Annotated in this window: 17 protein-coding genes; 13 read left to right on the plus strand and 4 right to left on the minus strand. The window is 70.0% G+C overall.

Translation table 11 applies throughout. The features are described 5' to 3' along the window. Positions 1 to 112: 112 nt before the first annotated feature. The 3 genes from AC3A6R_RS21840 to AC3A6R_RS21850 are packed head-to-tail and all read right to left on the minus strand — an operon-like array spanning position 113 to position 3,266. Positions 113 to 1,021, minus strand: a complete 909-nt coding sequence (locus AC3A6R_RS21840; protein WP_487865563.1) for an NAD(P)-dependent oxidoreductase — start codon at positions 1,019 to 1,021, stop codon at positions 113 to 115. 50 nt (positions 1,022 to 1,071) lie between these two features. Then, a complete protein-coding gene (locus AC3A6R_RS21845) occupies positions 1,072 to 2,208 on the minus strand; it encodes a PilT/PilU family type 4a pilus ATPase (protein WP_487862515.1) in 1,137 nt (378 codons plus the stop codon). A 14-nt stretch (positions 2,209 to 2,222) separates the two neighbouring features. Continuing rightward, a complete protein-coding gene (locus tag AC3A6R_RS21850) occupies positions 2,223 to 3,266 on the minus strand; it encodes a type IV pilus twitching motility protein PilT (RefSeq protein ID WP_487862516.1) in 1,044 nt (347 codons plus the stop codon). A 53-nt stretch (positions 3,267 to 3,319) separates the two neighbouring features. Here AC3A6R_RS21850 and AC3A6R_RS21855 point away from each other — a divergent pair, with 53 nt between their 5' ends. Further along, the gene (locus AC3A6R_RS21855; protein ID WP_487865564.1) at positions 3,320 to 4,021 is read left to right on the plus strand and encodes a YggS family pyridoxal phosphate-dependent enzyme; all 702 of its coding nucleotides are present in this window, start codon (positions 3,320 to 3,322) and stop codon (positions 4,019 to 4,021) included. Between the two features lie 13 nt (positions 4,022 to 4,034). Here AC3A6R_RS21855 and AC3A6R_RS21860 read toward each other — a convergent pair whose 3' ends face one another. Beyond that, entirely contained in the window at positions 4,035 to 4,502 is a 468-nt protein-coding gene (locus AC3A6R_RS21860) for an Lrp/AsnC ligand binding domain-containing protein (protein WP_487862518.1), read from the minus strand. An 88-nt stretch (positions 4,503 to 4,590) separates the two neighbouring features. Between AC3A6R_RS21860 and AC3A6R_RS21865 the strand changes: the two genes are divergently transcribed. The 12 genes from AC3A6R_RS21865 (at position 4,591) to AC3A6R_RS21920 (ending at position 17,878) form a co-directional block, all read left to right on the plus strand. Continuing rightward, entirely contained in the window at positions 4,591 to 7,581 is a 2,991-nt protein-coding gene (locus AC3A6R_RS21865) for an L-glutamate gamma-semialdehyde dehydrogenase (protein WP_487865565.1), read from the plus strand. Between the two features lie 109 nt (positions 7,582 to 7,690). Next, positions 7,691 to 8,965, plus strand: coding sequence for a Glu/Leu/Phe/Val family dehydrogenase (locus AC3A6R_RS21870; RefSeq protein WP_487865566.1), 1,275 nt, complete (start codon positions 7,691 to 7,693; stop codon positions 8,963 to 8,965). A 142-nt stretch (positions 8,966 to 9,107) separates the two neighbouring features. Next, positions 9,108 to 9,794: a DUF2242 domain-containing protein gene (locus AC3A6R_RS21875; RefSeq protein ID WP_487862521.1), complete on the plus strand. Its 687-nt coding sequence runs from the start codon at positions 9,108 to 9,110 to the stop codon at positions 9,792 to 9,794. An 85-nt stretch (positions 9,795 to 9,879) separates the two neighbouring features. Then, the gene (locus AC3A6R_RS21880; RefSeq protein ID WP_487862522.1) at positions 9,880 to 10,398 is read left to right on the plus strand and encodes an RDD family protein; all 519 of its coding nucleotides are present in this window, start codon (positions 9,880 to 9,882) and stop codon (positions 10,396 to 10,398) included. 9 nt (positions 10,399 to 10,407) lie between these two features. Next, positions 10,408 to 11,118 (plus strand): RDD family protein, encoded by a 711-nt coding sequence (locus tag AC3A6R_RS21885; RefSeq protein ID WP_487862523.1) that lies wholly within the window; start codon positions 10,408 to 10,410, stop codon positions 11,116 to 11,118. Next, positions 11,115 to 12,104, plus strand: coding sequence for a stage II sporulation protein M (locus AC3A6R_RS21890; protein ID WP_487865567.1), 990 nt, complete (start codon positions 11,115 to 11,117; stop codon positions 12,102 to 12,104). The genes AC3A6R_RS21885 and AC3A6R_RS21890 overlap by 4 nt, the downstream gene beginning before the upstream one ends. Next, complete coding sequence (locus tag AC3A6R_RS21895; protein ID WP_487865568.1) at positions 12,094 to 12,825, plus strand: hypothetical protein; 732 nt, start codon at positions 12,094 to 12,096, stop codon at positions 12,823 to 12,825. Before AC3A6R_RS21890 ends, AC3A6R_RS21895 begins: the two co-directional genes overlap by 11 nt. Beyond that, entirely contained in the window at positions 12,812 to 13,606 is a 795-nt protein-coding gene (locus AC3A6R_RS21900) for a DUF4129 domain-containing protein (protein ID WP_487865569.1), read from the plus strand. The genes AC3A6R_RS21895 and AC3A6R_RS21900 overlap by 14 nt, the downstream gene beginning before the upstream one ends. Further along, on the plus strand, positions 13,603 to 14,883 hold the full coding sequence (locus AC3A6R_RS21905) for a DUF4350 domain-containing protein (protein WP_487865570.1): 1,281 nt from the start codon (positions 13,603 to 13,605) through the stop codon (positions 14,881 to 14,883). The genes AC3A6R_RS21900 and AC3A6R_RS21905 overlap by 4 nt, the downstream gene beginning before the upstream one ends. Before the next feature lie 19 nt (positions 14,884 to 14,902). Then, entirely contained in the window at positions 14,903 to 15,898 is a 996-nt protein-coding gene (locus AC3A6R_RS21910; RefSeq protein WP_487862528.1) for an AAA family ATPase, read from the plus strand. Between the two features lie 13 nt (positions 15,899 to 15,911). Next, entirely contained in the window at positions 15,912 to 17,276 is a 1,365-nt protein-coding gene (locus AC3A6R_RS21915) for a DUF58 domain-containing protein (RefSeq protein ID WP_487862529.1), read from the plus strand. A gap of 44 nt (positions 17,277 to 17,320) precedes the next feature. After that, the gene (locus tag AC3A6R_RS21920) at positions 17,321 to 17,878 is read left to right on the plus strand and encodes a DUF805 domain-containing protein (protein ID WP_487862530.1); all 558 of its coding nucleotides are present in this window, start codon (positions 17,321 to 17,323) and stop codon (positions 17,876 to 17,878) included. Positions 17,879 to 17,890 lie beyond the last annotated feature (12 nt).

Consider the following 17,890-nt stretch of genomic DNA (forward strand, 5'->3'; position numbering starts at 1 on the left):
TCCAATGAAAAATGCCCTCCAGACAACGCCTGGAGGGCACTTCTCGCGGACTCAACGCCGACTATTTACACAGACTGTTGTGCGGGCTTTTCTTATTGGATCCGGCCTTTTCTTACTTCAGCCGGGTGATCAGGCTCGAGGTGTCCCAGCGCTTGCCGCCGGCCTGCTGCACGTCGGCATAGAACTGGTCGACCAGCGCGGTCACAGGCAGGCGCGCGCCGTTGCGCTTGGCCTCGTCGAGCACCAGGCCGAGGTCCTTGCGCATCCAGTCGACCGCAAAGCCGTAGTCGAACTTGCCGTCGATCATGGTCTGGCCGCGGTTGTCCATCTGCCAGCTCTGGGCGGCGCCCTTGCCGATGACGTCGAGCACCAGCTTCATGTCCAGGCCCGCACGCTGGCCGAAGGCGATGGCTTCGGAGAGGCCCTGCACCAGGCCCGCGATGGCGATCTGGTTGACCATCTTCGCGAGCTGCCCGGCACCGCTCGCGCCCAGGTGCGTCACGGCGCGCGCGAACGCGGTGATCACCGGCTTTGCGCGTTCGAAAGCGGCCTTGTCGCCGCCGCACATCACCGTGAGCGCGCCGTTCTGCGCGCCGGCCTGGCCGCCGGAGACCGGCGCGTCGACGAACTGCACGCCTAGCGACAGGGCGGCGTTCGAGAGCTCGCGCGCCACGTCGGCCGAGGCGGTGGTGTGATCGACGAACACGGCGCCCTGCTTCATGCCTGCGAAAGCGCCGTTCGGGCCAAGCACCACGGCGCGCAGGTCGTCGTCGTTGCCGACGCAGCTGAACACGATGTCGGCACCAGCCACCGCCTCGCGCGGCGTGGTGGCATGGCGGCCCGGCGCGCCGAATTCGGCCACCCAGGCCTCGGCCTTGGCGGGCGTGCGGTTGTACACCGTGACGGTGTGGCCGGCCTTCGCGAGGTGGCCGGCCATTGGCCCGCCCATGACGCCGAGGCCGAGAAAGGCCACGGTCTGCGCGGGGGTGGATTCGTAGGTTCGGGTGTTGATGCTGCTCATGGGCGAGAGCTTAAGCCCAATGCAGCGGCTGCGTCACGTGGGCGCGGCGTCTAGACAATCGCGAAGTGCTCCGTGCCGGCCGACAGGTCGGTGCTGCGCGCGCGCTGGCTGTTGAGCTTGATCTGCAGGCGCAGGTCGTTGGCCGAGTCGGCGTTGCGAATCGCGTCCTCGAAGCTGATCGAGTGGCTCTCGAACAGGTCGAACAGCGCCTGGTCGAAGGTCTGCATGCCGAGGTTGCGGCTCTTCTTCATGATCTCCTTGATCTCGCCCACTTCGCCCTTGAAGATCAGGTCGGAGATCAGCGGCGTGTTCAGCAGCACCTCGACGGCCGCCACGCGGCCCTGGCCATCTTCGGTGGGCACGAGGCGCTGTGAGACCAGCGACCGAAGGTTCAGCGACAGGTCCATCAAGAGCTGCGCGCGGCGCTCCTCGGGGAAGAAGTTGATGATCCGGTCCAGCGCCTGGTTGGCGCTGTTGGCGTGCAGCGTGGCCATGCAGAGGTGGCCGGTTTCGGCGAAGGCCACCGCATGCTCCATGGTCTCGCGGTCGCGGATCTCGCCCATCAGGATCACGTCGGGTGCCTGGCGCAGCGTGTTCTTGAGTGCGGCCTCCCAGCTGTCGGTGTCGATGCCCACCTCGCGCTGCGTCACCACGCAGTTCTTGTGCGGATGCACGAATTCGACCGGGTCTTCCACCGTCACGATGTGGCCGTACGAATTTTCGTTGCGCCAGTCGATCATGGCGGCCAGCGTGGTCGACTTGCCCGAGCCCGTGGCACCCACCAGGATGGTGAGGCCGCGCTTGGTCATCGACACTTCCTTGAGCACCTGCGGCATGCCGAGGCCGTCGATGGTCGGCAGCTTGGCCGGGATGGTCCGCAGCACCATGCCGACCTTGCCCTGCTGCACGAACGCGTTCACGCGGAAGCGGCCGATGCCGGTCGGCGAGATCGCGAAGTTGCATTCCTTGGTGCGCTCGAACTCCGCCGTCTGGCGGTCGTTCATGATGGATCGCGTGAGCGCCAGCGTGTGCTGCGCGCCCAGCGCCTGCTGCGACACCTTGGTGACCTTGCCGTCGACCTTGATCGCAGGCGGGAAGTCGGCCGTGATGAACAGGTCGCTGCCGTTGCGGCTCACCATGAGCTTGAGCAGGTCGTTGATGAACTGGCTGGCTTGATCGCGTTCCATGATGAGGGCGCCTCTTAACCTGGGAAATTCTCGGGGATTTTCGCTTTGCTGCGCGCTTCGGCCGCCGAAATGGCATTGCGGCGCACGAGGTCGGTCAGGTTCTGGTCCAGCGTCTGCATGCCCGCGCCCTGGCCGGTCTGGATCGCCGAATACATCTGCGCCACCTTGGCCTCGCGGATCAGGTTGCGGATGGCCGGCGTGCCGAGCATGATCTCGTGCGCCGCCACGCGGCCCTGGCCGTCCTTGGTCTTGCACAGCGTCTGCGAGATCACGGCCTGCAGCGATTCCGACAGCATCGCGCGGATCATTTCCTTCTCTTCGCCGGGGAACACGTCGATGATCCGGTCGATGGTCTTGGCGGCCGACGAGGTGTGCAGGGTGCCGAACACCAGGTGGCCGGTCTCGGCCGCGGTCATCGCGAGGCGGATGGTCTCGAGGTCGCGCAGCTCGCCCACCAGGATCGCGTCGGGGTCCTCGCGCAGCGCCGAGCGCAGCGCGTTGGCGAACGACAGCGTCATCGGCCCGACCTCGCGCTGGTTGATCAGGCACTTCTTGGATTCGTGCACGAACTCGATCGGGTCTTCCACCGTGAGGATGTGGCCGTACTCGTTTTCGTTCAGGTAGTTGACCATGGCGGCCAGCGTGGTCGACTTGCCCGAACCCGTGGGCCCCGTCACCAGCACCAGGCCGCGCGGCTTGAGCGCCAGATCCGCGAAAATCTTCGGTGCATTGAGCTGCTCGAGCGTCAGGATCTTCGAGGGAATGGTCCGGAACACCGCCGCCGCGCCGCGCGCCTGGTTGAACGCGTTCACGCGGAAGCGCGCGAGGCCGTCGATCTCGAACGAGAAGTCGACCTCCAGGAACTCTTCGTAGTGCTTGCGGTGCGTGTCGCTCATGATGTCGTACACCATGGCGTGCACCGCCTTGTGGTCGAGCGCGTCGACGTTGATGCGCCGTACGTCGCCGTGCACGCGGATCATCGGCGGCAGACCCGCGGACAGGTGCAGGTCGGAGGCCTTGTTCTTGACGCTGAATGCCAGCAGTTGGGTGATGTCCACGGGGTCCTCGGTCGGGTTCGGTGACGTTTTGATACGATTTTTCCTGGGCGATTATGACGATGATTGGCGACGACCTCCAGCAAGTAAGGAACCGGATCGAAAGGGCATGCGCGGCCGAGGGGCGCGATGCGGCCGAGGTCCGGTTGCTGGCGGTGTCGAAGACCTTCGGCCCCGAGGCCGTGCGCGAGGCCTTCGCGGCCGGGCAGCGCGCCTTCGGCGAGAACTACGTTCAGGAGGGGCTCGACAAGATCGAGGCGCTGGCCGACCTGCGCGCCGAGCTCGAATGGCACTGCATCGGCCCCCTGCAGAGCAACAAGACGCGGCCCGTGGCTGCGCAGTTCGACTGGGTCCACAGCATCGACCGGCTGAAGATCGCCGAGCGGCTTTCTGCGCAGCGTCCGGCGCATTTGCCGCCGCTGAACGTCTGCCTGCAGGTGAACGTGGACGGTGGCGCCAACAAGTCGGGCGTGGCGCCGGACGAGGCCTTGCCGCTCGCGCACGCTGTGGCGGCCTTGCCACAACTGAGGCTGCGCGGGCTCATGGCCATTCCCGAACCGGCAAGCGATGTCGCCGCGCAGCGCGAACTGTGCCTGCGCGCCCGTGCCGTTTACGACGCCCTTCGCGCAGCGGGCATCGGGCTCGACACGCTCTCGCTCGGCATGAGCGCCGACCTCGAGGCGGCGGTGAGCGCAGGCAGCACGATGGTGCGCATCGGCACTGCGATCTTCGGCGGCCGCGCGCGCAAGGCGGCCTGAGCCGCTAGCGCCACTACGCCGCCAGCGGCAACCGCGCGCTGCTCTTCACTTCTTCCATCACCGCGTAGGTCCGGGTCTCGCGCACGCCGGGCAGCTGCCACAGCACGGTGCCTGCGAACTCGCGGTAGGCGGCCATGTCGGCCATGCGCGTCTTGAGCAGGTAGTCGAAGCCGCCCGCGACCATGTGGCATTCCATGATCTCGTCGCGCACCTGCACCGCGGCCTTGAACTGGTCGAACACGTTGGGCGTGGTGCGGTCGAGCAGCACTTCGACGAACACGGTGAAGCCGCGGCCCAGCTTGTGCGGGTCGAGCCGGGCCTCGTAGCCCTGGATGAAGCCCTCGCGTGTGAGCCGCTGCACCCGCGCAAGTACCGCGGTGGGCGAGAGCGCCACCGCTTCGGCCAGCTTGAGGTTGGTGATGCGGCCATCCTGCTGAAGAATCTTCAGCAGGCGGAGATCGATGCGGTCGAGGTCTGGCATCCGAGAATTATCCGGTTGAAACCTTATTTTTTGGCAGAAGATTCGGCGTATGTCGAAAGACTATAGGGGATACCTTCAAGGAATCGCCATGCACTTGCCCATCCCTTACCGCCCCGAGTCCGAGGTCGTCGCCGACCGGCTCGCGGCCCTCGAACACGCGCTCGACTGGCATGCCGCCGCGGCCTTGGCCACGCCCTGGGTCGAAGCGGTGCGGCGCCATCCGCCGCCGTTCTGGGCCATGGAAAGCCTGCTGCGCGAATACCCGATCTCGAGCGCCGAGGGCCTGGCGCTGATGCGGCTGGCCGAGGCGTTGCTGCGCGTGCCCGATGCCGCCACGGCGATCGCGCTCACGGCCGACCAGCTCGGCCGCGCCGATTTCGAGGGCGCGGCCGACTCCACGCTCTCGCGCCTTTCGTCGGCGGCCATCGCCATGTCGAAGAAGTTCCTGCCCGAGGGCAACCATCCACCGGGTCTCATGGCCAAGCTCGGGTCGCGCACCGTGGTGGCGGCCACCCTGCGTGCGGTGCAGCTGCTCGGGCGGCAGTTCGTGCTCGGCCAGACCATTGCCGAAGCGCTCGGCGAGGCACGCGCCGCGCACCGCAAGCAAGATGCCCTGCGCTTCAGCTACGACATGCTCGGCGAGGGCGCGCGCACCGACGCCGATGCGCTGCGCTACCTCGAAAGCTACGCCCGCGCCATCGCGGCGATTGCTGCCGGCACCGACGCCGCGGCCACGCCCGAGCGCAACGACGGCATCTCGATCAAGCTCAGCGCGCTGCATCCGCGCTACGAAGAGGCGCAGCGCGAGCGCGTGCTCGACGAGCTGGTGCCGCGCGTGTGGCGTCTCTGCGAACTCGCGGCCGCGGCCAACCTCAACCTGACGATCGATGCCGAAGAGGTCGATCGGCTCGAACTCTCACTGGACGTCTTCGAGGCCCTCGCCGCGCGCGTGGCGTCCGCACACCTGCAGTGGCAGGGTTTCGGCCTGGCGCTGCAGGCGTACCAGACGCGCGCGCTCGAACTCGTCGCGCATGTCGCGGCGGTGGCGCGCCGGCATGGGCTGCGCCTGATGTGCCGGCTCGTGAAAGGCGCCTACTGGGACGCCGAGATCAAGCGCGCGCAGGAGCTCGGCCTGCCGCACTACCCGGTCTTCACGCACAAGCACCACAGCGACATCAGCTACCTGGCCTGCGCGCGCGCGCTGCTCGCGGCACCCGACGCGGTCTACCCGCAGTTCGCGACCCACAACGCGGGCACCATCGCCGCGATCCTGCAGATGGCCGAAGCGGCGGGCGCGCCCTTCGAGCTGCAGCGCCTGCACGGCATGGGCGAGGGCGTCTACCGCGAAGTGATGAAGCAGCACCCGGGCGTCGCCGTGCGCGTGTACGCGCCGGTGGGCCAGCACCGCGACCTGCTGGCCTACCTGGTGCGACGCCTGCTCGAGAACGGCGCCAACTCCTCGTTCGTGAACCAGCTCGGCGACGACGCGGTGCCGGTCGGCGAACTGCTGATGTCGCCGCTGCACATCGCGCACGACAACCCGCTGCTGCCGCTGCCGCCCGCGCTCTTCGGTGCGCCGCCGGCCCGGCGCAACAGCGACGGCGTCGATCTTGCGGTGGCCTCGATGCGCGCGCCGCTGAGCGCAGCGCTGGCGACATGCCGCGTTCCCGGCGTGGCCGAATACGATCCCGCGCGCGTGCCCCAGGCCGTGGCCGCCAGCGCGGCGTGCTTTCGCGACTGGCGCCAGACCCCCGTGGCCGCGCGTGCCGCGATGCTGCGGCAGGCGGCCGATGCGCTGCAGCAGGCGCTGCCGCGGTTCTGCGCACTGCTGGTCAAGGAAGCCTTCAAGACCTGGGGCGACGCGGTCTCCGAGGTGCGCGAGGCGGTCGACTTCCTGCGCTATTACGCCGACGAGGCCGAACGCATCATGCAACCCGTGGTGCTGCCCGGGCCCACGGGCGAGCGCAACGAACTGCGGCTCATCGCGCGCGGGCCATGGGTGTGCATCAGCCCGTGGAATTTCCCGCTCGCGATCTTCACGGGGCAGGTCGCGGCCGCGCTCGCCACCGGCAACACCGTGCTCGCGAAGCCGGCCGAGCAGACGCCCGCCGTGGCGCGCGAAGCCGTGGCGCTGCTGCATGCGGCGGGCGTGCCGGCCGATGCGCTGCAGCTGCTGCACGGGCCCGGCGAGACGGTGGGCGCTGCGCTGGTGGCGGCGCCCGGGGTGGCCGGCGTGGTCTTCACCGGCTCGACGCAGGTGGCGCGCACCATCCACCGCGCGCTGGCCGCCAAGGACGGCCCGATCGTGCCGCTGATCGCGGAGACCGGCGGCATCAATGCGATGCTGGTCGACTCGAGCGCGCTGCCCGAGCAGGTGGCCGACGCGGTGGTGCAGAGCGCGTTCCGCTCGGCCGGCCAGCGCTGCTCGGCGCTGCGGCTTCTGGTGCTGCACGAAGGCATCGCGGATGCAGTGATCGAGATGGTCTGCGGCGCGGCGCGCGAACTTGCGGCCGGCGATCCGGCGCTGCTGTCGACCGATGTCGGCCCGGTCATCGATGGCGAGGCCGCGGACAACATCCGCCGCCATCTGGCGCGCCTCGATGCGCAAGCCAGGCGCCTGTACCCCGCGGCGTCCTCGGCGAAGGCGGCGGAGGGGGAGTGCGGCAACCTGATCGTGCCGCATGCCTACGAGGTGCCGGCGATCGACGGCGTGACCAGCGAGATCTTCGGCCCGGTGCTGCAGATCGCGCGCTGGGGAAGCGGCGCGCTGGCGGACCCCGCGGCGGTGATCGAGCAAATCAACGCGCTCGGCTACGGCCTCACGCTCGGCATCCAGACCCGCATCGACTCGCGCGCGCAGGCGCTGGCGGCGCGCGCGCACGTGGGCAACGTCTATGTCAACCGCAACATCATCGGCGCGGTCGTGGGCGTGCAGCCCTTCGGCGGCGAGGGCCTGAGCGGCACCGGCCCCAAGGCCGGCGGGCCGCACTACCTGTACCGTTTCTGTGCCGAGCAGACCGTCACCGTCAACACCACGGCCGCGGGGGGCAATGCCGCGCTGCTCAGTGGCGCCAGCTGAGGCGGCCCAAACCGCTCTTGCATAACCGCTTTCGCCGCGCGCATAAGGCGTGGCGCGGCGGTCGCGGGAGGTCTATCGTGGCGGGATCCGTTCCAACCAAGGTGTCTTCATGAGTGAAAAGCTCTCCTTCGTCAGCCCGACCGCCAACAGCCCCTGGGGCACGTACCTCTCGCAGGTCGACCGCGTGGTGCCGTACCTGGGCCCGCTGGCCCGCTGGGTCGAGACGCTCAAGCGCCCCAAGCGCGCACTGATCGTCGACGTGCCGATCGAGATGGACGACGGCACCATCGCCCACTTCGAGGGCTACCGCGTGCAGCACAACATGAGCCGCGGCCCGGGCAAGGGCGGCGTCCGCTTCCACCCCGACGTCACGCTCGAGGAAGTGATGGCCCTGTCGGCCTGGATGACCATCAAGACCGCGGCAGTCAACCTGCCTTATGGCGGTGCCAAGGGCGGCATCCGCGTCGACCCGAAGAAGCTCTCGCAGCAGGAACTCGAGAAGATCACGCGCCGCTACACCAGCGAGATCGGCATCATCATCGGCCCGCACACCGACATCCCCGCGCCCGACGTGAACACCAACGCGCAGATCATGGCGTGGATGATGGACACCTACTCCATGAACGTCGGCGGCACCGCCACCGGCGTGGTCACCGGCAAGCCGCTGCACCTGGGCGGCTCCCTCGGCCGCGTCAAGGCCACGGGCCGCGGCGTGTTCGTCACCGGCCGCGAAGCCGCGCGCCGCCTCGGCCTCGACCTGCGCGGCGCGCGCATCGCGGTGCAGGGCTTCGGCAACGTGGGCTCGGTCGCGGCCGAACTCTTCGCGGAAGCCGGCGCCAAGATCGTGGCGGTGCAAGACCACACCGGCACCATCGTCAACCCCAACGGCCTCGACCTGACCCGACTGGTGCCGATCTCGCGCACCGACGGCGTGGTCGGCTTCCAGGCCGGCGGCGACATCGTGCCGAACGAAGACTTCTGGGGCGTGGCCTGCGACATCCTCATTCCGGCCGCGCTCGAGGGCCAGATCACGGCCGAGCGCGCGAAGACCACCACCGCCAAGCTCGTGCTCGAAGGCGCCAACGGCCCGACGGTCCCGATGGCCGACGACATCCTCGCCGAGCGCGGCGTGCTCGTGGTGCCCGACGTGATCTGCAATGCCGGCGGTGTGACCGTGAGTTACTTCGAGTGGGTGCAGGACTTCTCGTCCTTCTTCTGGGACGAGGACGAGATCAACGTGCGCCTCGACCGCATCATGATGAATGCGCTCAACCACATCTGGGACACGGCCGACAAGCACAAGATCACGCTGCGCACTGCAACCTATGCGGTGGCCTGCGAACGCATCCTGACGGCTCGCCAGGAACGCGGACTCTATCCTTGACCCACCCCCGTAGCGGCTCACTTCGTGTAGCCGCCTCCCCCTCAGGGGGCAACACCAGCGGCCCGGCAAAGCCGGTTCCGCGGTGTTCCTGGTACGCCCTCTCGATAGGCTGGTGGCCTGGCCCGGTTAGGATTCGCGGCCCATGCCGACCACCCTCATCCGTTCTTCCGCTGTTGCTTCCTTCTGCGCCTTCCGCCGCCCGGTGCTCGTTCTGGGGCTGCTGGCCGCGCTGCTCGTCGCGGGCTGCGGCAGCAGCGCGTCGCGCCGCACGTCGTACGCGACCGAGGAGTTCGACTCCACCACCACCCACACGCGCACCTACCCCGCGACCGACGCGCAAACCTGCGAGGCTGCGCGCCGCGCGCTCCTGAGTCAGGGCTACATGGTGCTGGCGGCCAATGCCGACCTCGTGACCGGGCGCAAGAGCTTCCAGCCGGCGCCCGAGGTGCACGTCGAGGTCGAGTTCCGCGTGGTCTGCGCGCGCGAAGGCGGCCGCGCGGGGCGGCAGCAGAGCACTGTGGCGTTCGCGACCGCGCTGCAGGACCGCTACGGCATCAAGAAGGTCAACAACTCGGCGAGCGTCGGCGTGGGTGCCATCGGCTCGCTCTCGCTGCCGTTCGGCGGCAGCGACGACGCGATGGTCAAGGTGGCGAGCGAAACCCTGACGGACGAGCGCTTCTACGACCGCTTCTTCACGCTGGTCGACCGCTTCCTGCAGGGCGGCGGCCCCGACGTGCCGCCCGATTTGCCGTCCGGCGACAGGCCCGCGGAGGCGCCGGCGGCCCCGGCCACCACCTTCCCCGTGCCGCCATCCCCGAACCGCGGCTGACGCGGCTCCGGCCTGTCAAATCGCCCCACTAGAATCGTTGAGACAAGAAAACAAGCAAGTATTCAACCGCTTTCTGGAGGGGTCCATGGAAGGGCAGACGGAGGACGCGCGCTACGCGCCGCCGCAGTCGCACGTCGAGGACGTGGTGCTGCCCGGCGACGCGCAGCCGGGTGAGCTTGCATCGCGCGGCAAGCGATTTCTCGCAGCCATGCTCGACGGCGGCATCGCCGTCGGCGTGATCTGGCTGCTGTCGGTGCTCACGCCGATCAACGTGTGGGACGACGACGGCAGCAGCCTCTGGGAACCCCAGCTTTTCGGCGCCCTCGTGGGCTTTCTGACCTACGTCGCGCTGCACGGCTACCTGCTCGCGGCCCGCGGCCAGACCATCGGCAAGGCGATTTTGCGGATCCGCATCGCACGCCCCGACGGCAGCAAGCCGTCGCTGGGCCGCATCCTCGGCCTGCGCGAGAGCCTGCAGTTCCTCACGGCCGTGATCCCGATGGTCGGGCAGATCTTCGTCATCGTCGATTGCCTCTTCATCTTCCGTGCATCGCGCCGCTGCCTGCACGACCAGATCGCCGATACCGTCGTACTCCAGGCCTGAGAAGGTCGGGTGCCGCCTGTGCGACTCGACACGCTCTACACCGCCGAAACACCCGAGGGCATCGCGCTGTCGCTGCGGCCCGCCGGACTGGTGGCGCGCGGGCTCGCCTACCTGATCGATTTCGCGATCCGGCTCGGCATCTTCGCGGCGATCGCCATGGCCGTCGGCCTGCTCGGCAAGATGGGCGCCGGCATCCTGCTCGTGAGCTACTTCTGCCTCGAATGGTTCTACCCCGTGGTGTTCGAGCTCACGCGCGCGGCGGCGACGCCCGGCAAGCGCGTGATGGGCCTGCGCGTGGTGATGGACTCCGGCCTGCCCGTCACGCCTGCCGCCGCGCTCACGCGCAACCTGCTGCGCGCGGCCGACTTCGTGCCGTCTTTCTATGGCGCCGGCATCGTCTCGATGCTCTGGCGCGCCGACAGCAAGCGGCTCGGCGACCTCGCTGCCGGCACGCTGGTGGTGTTCGGCGATCCGGTGCGCCTGCATGGCGAAGTGCCCGCTGCCGAAGCGCAGGCACCGGCACGGCCGCTGTCGGCGCGCGAGCAGCTGGCGGTGGTCTCCTGGGCCGGGCGCGCCACGCGGCTGACGCCCGAGCGCCTGGACGAGCTCGCGCGCGTGGCCGAACCCGTGCTGGCGCCCGGCGCGGCCGGCGCCAGCGCGTCCGAGCGGCTGCTCGGCGTCGCGCAGTGGGTAATGGGACGCCGCGGAGGCGGGCGATGACGCCGCTCGACTTCGAAGCCGCGTACGCGCCGCTCTGGGCCGAGCTCGAGGCCGTCATCGCCACGGCCGACAAGAAGCGCCGGTTCGACGGCGCGCGCCTGGCCGCGCTCTACCGCCGCGTGTGCGAGCACCTCGCGCTGGCGCAGGCCCGGGCCTATCCGATTCACCTGACCGAGCGGCTCGAAAACCTCACGCAGGACGCGCACCGGCTCATCTACCGCCGGCACGACTACGGGCTCGCGCGGCTCGGCCGGCTCGCGCTGGTCGACCTTCCGCAGGCGGTGCGCGCGCACCACGCCTACCTGCTCGCGGCCATGCTGATGTTCCTCGTGCCGCTGCTGGTGGCGGGCTGGGCGGCCTGGCGCGACCCGGGCTTCATCCTGCACCTGCTCGATGCGCGCGACGTCGAGGAGTTCGACGCGATGTACGGCACGCAGGCCGAAGCGCTCGGGCGCACGCGCGGCGCCGGCGACGACTGGCAGATGTTCGGCTACTACGTCATGAACAACATCGGCATCGGCTTTCGCTGCTTCGCGGCCGGCATCTTCGCGGGCGTGGGCAGCGCCTTCGTGCTGGTGTTCAACGGCACGCAGATCGGCGCGGTCGGCGGCTACCTGATCGGCGCCGGGCATGCCGGGAACTTCCTTTCCTTCGTCGTCACCCATTCGGCCTTCGAGCTCACGGCGATCGTGCTGGCCGGCGCGGCGGGCCTGCGGCTCGGCCACTCGTGGCTCGCCCCCGGGCGCCACACGCGGCTCGAAGCGCTGCGGCTGGCCGCGCGCGATGCGGTGGTCGTGGTCTACGGCGTGCTCGGACTGCTGCTGCTCGCCGCGACGGTGGAGGCCTTCTGGTCCTCGGCGCGGTGGGTCGCGCCGGCCGTGAAGTACGGCGTCGGCGCCGCCTGCTGGGCGCTCGTGCTGGCCTACTTCGGCTGGCAGGGCCGGCCGCGCAGGGAAGCCGCCCCAAGGAGCCGCGATGCAGGTTGACGGCCTCGCGATCATGCTGCGCCCCCGGTCGATGGCCGAGGCGTCGGACCTCGGCGCCGCGCTCGTGCGCCGCCACGCGCGCTCGGTCTGGGGCACCTTCTTGCCGGTGTATGCGGTGGTGGTGGTGCTCGCGCTCTGCACGGTCGAGATCGCGGGCTGGCTGCCGAGTCTCGTCATCTTCTGGCTCAAGCCCTGGCTCGACCGCAGCCTGCTGTTCGTGCTCTCGCGCGCGGTGTTCGGGCAGGAGACGCGCTGGACCGACCTCTGGGCGCGGCGCGGGCAGGTCTGGGGCGGCCAGTGGTTTCGCACGCTCCTGTGGCGGCGCTTCTCGCCCTGGCGTTCGTTCACGCAGGCGGTCGACCAGCTCGAAGGGCAGCGCGGCAGCGCGCGCCGCAAGCGCCGTGCCCAATTGCTGCATGCGCGGCGCGGTACAGCCGGCTGCATGCAGCTGGTGTTCGCCCATGTGGAGATGGCGCTCTGTTTCTGCCTTCTGTCTCTGCTGCTGTGGTTCGCGCCCGAAGGCGATGCGAGGGACGTCATGGACTGGCTCGTGAATTCTGCCGGTACGGGCGAGAGCCTGCTGGTCGCGGCCGCGTACGCGGTGGTGGTCGGCGTGCTCGAGCCTTTCTACGTCGCGGCCGGTTTCGCGATGTACCTGAACCGGCGCGTGGAACTCGAGGCCTGGGACATCGAGCAGGAGTTCCGGCATGGCTTTCGCTGACCTCCGGCCGCGGCTCGGTGCCGGCGTGCTGGCCGTGCTGTGCGCATGCGCCATGCCTCTGCCCGCCGTGGCCGCCGCACCCGCACCGGCCGCCACGCGCGAGCAGGTCGGCGCCGCCGTCGAGCGGCTGCGCGCCGACCCCAACCTGCCCGGCACGAAGACCGAGAAGAAGCTGCGCTTCAAGGACCGCGGCGAGGAAGACGACAAGGAAGACGAAAAGGCCGATGACGGCAGCATCGACTGGCTGCGCGATTTCGCGAAGGCCGTCGCCGAAGGCGCGCGCTGGCTCGTGTGGGGCCTGGGTGCGCTCGCGCTGGCCTGGCTGGTGTTGCGGCTGCGGCGCTGGACGCAAGTGCGCGCGGCCGGCGGACGGCTGCCCGGCGACACCTTGCCGAGCCATGTCGGTAGCCTCGACATCCGGCCCCGGAGCCTGCCCGACGACATCGGCGGCGCCGTGGCCGCGCTCTGGCAGCGCGGGCAGCACCGGCCGGCGCTGTCGCTGCTGTACCGCGGCGCCCTGTCGCGCCTCGTGCATGTGCATGGCGTGCCGGTGCGCGCCGCCAGCACCGAGGGCGAGTGCGTGGCGCTCGCGGCCGCGCGGCTGCCTGCCGCGGCGCAGGCCTTCCTGGTGCGGCTGGTCGATGCCTGGCAGCTCGCGGCCTACGGCGGGCGCTTGCCCGCGACCGCGCAGGTGCTGGCCGTGTGCGGCGAGTTCGACCGCCATCTGGGTGCCGGGGCGGATGCCGCGGCACCGGCGCCCGGCGAGGTGCCGCACCGATGAACCCCTGGATGGCGCGCATCGCGGCCGTGCTGGTGCTGGCGCTGTTCGGTGGCTGGCTGGTGTCCGCCACCGAGTGGGCCGACACCGAAGTGCCGACGCCCGCGACAGGCGAGGCCAAGACCAACTCGCTCTACGCGGTGCAGGGCCTGCTGCGCGCGCTCGGCGCCACCGTCGTCCAGCGCAACAGCCTCGACGCGATGCCGCCTGCGAACGCGCGGCTGCTGCTCGGTTCGAGCCACTGGGACCTCTTTCCCGAGCGCGCCGAACGGCTGCGCGACTGGGTCGAGCAGGGCGGACACCTCGTGATGCCCGCTCACCTGGTGCGCGACGAGATGCTCGAGGACTGGATACCGCTCGCCGAGGAAGACTGGGCCCGGCCCGAGCGCGCGGACGACGAGAAGAAGACGGAGAAGGCCGCGGCGCCGGCGAAGCAGTCCAGGGCCGCGCGCGCCGACCGCGCCCGGCGCGCGAAAGACGCCGATTGCCACGCGGTGATCGAACCCCACAGCGTGCCCGCGACGTTCCAAGGCGGCCGCAGCTTTCGGATCTGCGCCGCCTGGACCGGCGCGCAGTTCGTGGCGGCCGACCCGGCCGACCCGCCGCTGTGGGCCGTGCAGGCGCCGCGCGGCACCGAGGCGATCCGCGTGCGCGTCGGCCGCGGGTCCGTCACCGTGTTGCCCTGGGGCTTGCTGCACAACAGCCATCTGCTGCGGGCCGACAACGCACTGGTTGCAGTAGCCGCGCTCCAGGCCGGCGCCGGCAGCCAGGTCTGGTTCGTCACCGAGGAGGCGCGCGAGCCGTTCCTGAAGTGGCTCTGGCAGAAGGGATGGGTGGCGCTCGTCGCGGGCCTGCTCGCGTTGGCGGTGGCACTCTGGCGCGGCGCGGTGCGCTTCGGTCCGCTCGCGCCCGCGGCCGGCACGCACCGGCGTTCGATGGCGGAGCAGGTGCGCGGCACGGCTGCGTTCCTGCACATGCACGGCAACGGCGCGCTGCATGCGGCGCAACTGCGCGCGCTCGACGAATCCGCCCGGCGCCACCTGCGCCAGCATGCGCAGCGCGATGCCACCGCGCGTGCGGAAGCGATCGCCGCGGCCACGGGCATCGATGCCGCCCGCCTCGGCCACGCGATGGCGGTGCGCGAGCGCGGCCCCGACGCGATGGCGCTCGACCTCGAAGTGCTGGAGCAAGCGCGCCGCCGCCTCGACGCGCACGCAGCCGGCGCCCGCACGTCGACTTCGACTTCGACTTCGACTTCTTCTTCGTCCTTCCTTCCCTGATCCCGAACCGAGAGCAACCATGCAAGCCATTTCCCCCGAAGAACTGACGCGCGCGACCCAGTGGCTGCAGGCGCTGCGCACCGAGGTCGGCCGCGCCGTGGTCGGCCAGATCGAGGCCGTCGACCAGGTGCTGGTGGCGCTCGTGGCTTCGGGCCACGTGCTGATCGAAGGCGTGCCCGGGCTCGGCAAGACCCTGCTCGCGCGTGCGCTCGCGCAGGCCATGTCGCTGCGCTATGCGCGCGTGCAGTTCACGCCCGACCTGATGCCCTCGGACATCACGGGACATTCGGTGCTCGATCCCTCGGCGCCGGGCGAGGGCGGCATCGGGAGGCTGCGCGTGCACCAGGGGCCGGTGTTCACCCATCTGCTGCTGGCCGACGAGATCAACCGCGCGCCGGCCAAGACGCAGAGCGCGCTGCTCGAGGTGATGCAGGAATACCAGGTCACGCTCGAAGGCCGGGCCATGCCGCTGCCGCGGCCCTTCATGGTGTTGGCCACGCAGAACCCGATCGACACCGAAGGCACCTATCCGCTGCCCGAGGCGCAGCTCGACCGCTTCCTGCTGAAGATCGACATCGGCTATCCGAGCCACGGCGAAGAGAACGCGATCGTGCAGCTCACCACACTGCAGCGCGCGGGCAACCAGTTTCCGCTCGATGCGGTGACACCCTGCCTCGACGAGGCGCAGGTGCTCGAGCTGCAGCGGCTCGCGTGCCTGGTGCAGGCCGACGAGCGCGTGATCGACTATGCGGTGCGCATCGCGCGCGCCACGCGCGACTGGCCCGGCCTGTCGTCGGGCGCCGGGCCGCGCGGCACCATGGCGCTGGTGCGTGCCGCGCGCGCCGCCGCGCTGATGGCCGGGCGCGACTTCATCACGCCCGACGACTTGGCGCGCCAGGCGCTGCCGGCGCTCAGGCACCGCGTGACGATCTCGCCCGATGCGCAGCTTGAGGGCACCAGCGTCGATGCGCTGCTCCGCGCGGCGCGCGATAGCGTAGAAGCCCCGAGGCTGTGAACCACCGGACACCATGACGCGTGCCGTCCCGATCCCCGCGCGCGCCCTCGTCTGGGTGCTCGGCGGCGCGGCCGTGGCCGCGGCGCTGGCCCTGCTGCTCGGCATGCCGATCGACGGGGTCGCCACGGCGGCCGGTTTGCTGCTGGGGGCCGGCGCGCTGGGCGTGGGCATCGATCTCTGGCGCAGCTGGCGCCTGTGGCGCGCGGCGCCATTGCGCGTCGAGCGCACGCTGCCGGGCGCCTTCTCGATCGGCGTGCCCACGGTGTTGACCCTGACGCTCGTCAATGACGGTACGCATGGCTGGCAGGTGTCGGTGTTCGACGAGGTGGACGTGCATTTCGCGTTCGAAGGGCTGCCGCAGACGGTGACCGTGCCGCCGGCCGCGCGCGTGACGCTGCGCTACACGGCCACCGCCACGCTGCGCGGCGTGGCGCAGTTCGGTGCCACGCAGCTTCGCTGGCGCACGCGCGCCGGCGCGTTCGAAATGCGGCAGGCGCTCGGCGAGCCGCGGCGCGTGCGGGTGTATCCCAACTTCGCGGCGCTCGCGCGCTACGCCTGGCTTTCGGGCGACCGGCGCCTGGCGCAGATCGGCATCAAGACCTATGCGCAGCGCGGTCTCGGCACCGACTTCCGCCAGCTCGCCGACTACCGCACCGGCGATTCGCTGCGCCACATCGACTGGAAGGCCACGCTGCGCCATCGCCGGCCGATCGTGCGCGAATTCCAGGACGACCGCGACCAGTGCGTGTTCTTCCTGCTCGACTGCGGCCGCCGCATGCGGGCCGACGAGACCGGCACCGCGGCGCAGGCCGGCAGCCATTTCGACGAGGCGCTGAATGCGCTGATGCTGCTGAGCTACGTGGCGCTGAAGGAGGGCGACGAGGTCGGCGCCATGACTTTCGGCTGCGCGCCCGCCGAGCGGCGCGACTTCGCGCCGCGCAAGGGCACGGCCACGCTCAATGCGCTGATGAACCGGCTGCACGATATTCAGCCCGGCGCCACGCATTCGGACTACCTGCTCGCGGCGCAGCAGCTGCTCGCCGTGCAGCGGCGGCGCGCGCTGGTCATCGTGCTGACCAACTTCCGCGACGAAGATGCCGCCGAGCTGCGCCCCGCGGTCCGGCTGTTGCGCCGCCAGCACCTGGTGCTGGTCGCGAGCCTGCGCGAGCGGGTGCTCGGGCGCATCGCGGGCCAGCCGATCGCGCGGCCGCAGGATGCGGTCGAAGTGGCCGCGGCCCACCTGTTCGAGCAATCGCGCCGCGACGCCTTTGCGCGCGTGGTCGGCAACGATCCGCTGTCGGTCGATGTCGAGCCGGCCGGGCTGGCGGTCGCATTGGTCAACCGCTACCACGCGGTCAAGCGGGCGGGCCTTCTGTAGCGTGCCCAGGCACAACGTTTTCATCAACCAAGAGGAGAAGAACCATGTCCGAACCAGCAGTCAATCCGTATGCCGCCCCGCGCGCCGCGGTGGCCGACGTCTACGACGGCGACCCTGGCGTGCAGCCCGTCAAGCTGTGGTCCGCCAAGGGCCGCATCGGGCGCGCGCGTTTTCTCGCGTACACCTTCTATTCGTACCTTCTGTTCATTGCGGCGGCCTTCGCGTTCGGCGCGGTCATCGGGTTCGCGGGCGCCGGCGAGTCCGAAGGCGCCATCGGGCTCATGACCCTGGTGATTTCCATTCCCTATTTCGTGTTCTACGTGCTGATCGGCATCCAGCGCTCGCACGACATGGACTGGTCCGGCTGGATGCTGCTGCTGGCGCTGATCCCGCTGGTGGCACTCATCTGGGTCTTCAAGTCGGGCACCCAGGGCAGCAACCGCTTCGGCGCGCCGCCGCCGCCCAACACCACCAGCGTGCTCATCGGCGCATGGCTGCTGCCGATCCTCGTCGTCCTCGGCATCCTGGCCGCGATCGCGCTGCCGGCCTACCAGCAATACGCCAACCGGGCAGTCACTTCGCAGGTTGAGCAGCGGCCCTGACGCGCACCGGCC

It is taken from the genome of Variovorax sp. Soil_C_19, from assembly GCF_057657255.1.

Coding starts and splice junctions, on each gene's coding strand:
- AC3A6R_RS21860 (WP_487862518.1), bottom strand. CDS start 4,502: ATGCCAGACCTCGACCGCATCGATCTCCGCCTGCTGAAGATTCTTCAG.
- AC3A6R_RS21865 (WP_487865565.1), top strand. CDS start 4,591: ATGCACTTGCCCATCCCTTACCGCCCCGAGTCCGAGGTCGTCGCCGAC.
- AC3A6R_RS21845 (WP_487862515.1), bottom strand. CDS start 2,208: ATGGAACGCGATCAAGCCAGCCAGTTCATCAACGACCTGCTCAAGCTC.
- AC3A6R_RS21895 (WP_487865568.1), top strand. CDS start 12,094: ATGCAGGTTGACGGCCTCGCGATCATGCTGCGCCCCCGGTCGATGGCC.
- AC3A6R_RS21875 (WP_487862521.1), top strand. CDS start 9,108: ATGCCGACCACCCTCATCCGTTCTTCCGCTGTTGCTTCCTTCTGCGCC.
- AC3A6R_RS21870 (WP_487865566.1), top strand. CDS start 7,691: ATGAGTGAAAAGCTCTCCTTCGTCAGCCCGACCGCCAACAGCCCCTGG.
- AC3A6R_RS21905 (WP_487865570.1), top strand. CDS start 13,603: ATGAACCCCTGGATGGCGCGCATCGCGGCCGTGCTGGTGCTGGCGCTG.
- AC3A6R_RS21920 (WP_487862530.1), top strand. CDS start 17,321: ATGTCCGAACCAGCAGTCAATCCGTATGCCGCCCCGCGCGCCGCGGTG.
- AC3A6R_RS21915 (WP_487862529.1), top strand. CDS start 15,912: ATGACGCGTGCCGTCCCGATCCCCGCGCGCGCCCTCGTCTGGGTGCTC.
- AC3A6R_RS21910 (WP_487862528.1), top strand. CDS start 14,903: ATGCAAGCCATTTCCCCCGAAGAACTGACGCGCGCGACCCAGTGGCTG.
- AC3A6R_RS21855 (WP_487865564.1), top strand. CDS start 3,320: ATGACGATGATTGGCGACGACCTCCAGCAAGTAAGGAACCGGATCGAA.
- AC3A6R_RS21900 (WP_487865569.1), top strand. CDS start 12,812: ATGGCTTTCGCTGACCTCCGGCCGCGGCTCGGTGCCGGCGTGCTGGCC.
- AC3A6R_RS21840 (WP_487865563.1), bottom strand. CDS start 1,021: ATGAGCAGCATCAACACCCGAACCTACGAATCCACCCCCGCGCAGACC.
- AC3A6R_RS21890 (WP_487865567.1), top strand. CDS start 11,115: ATGACGCCGCTCGACTTCGAAGCCGCGTACGCGCCGCTCTGGGCCGAG.
- AC3A6R_RS21880 (WP_487862522.1), top strand. CDS start 9,880: ATGGAAGGGCAGACGGAGGACGCGCGCTACGCGCCGCCGCAGTCGCAC.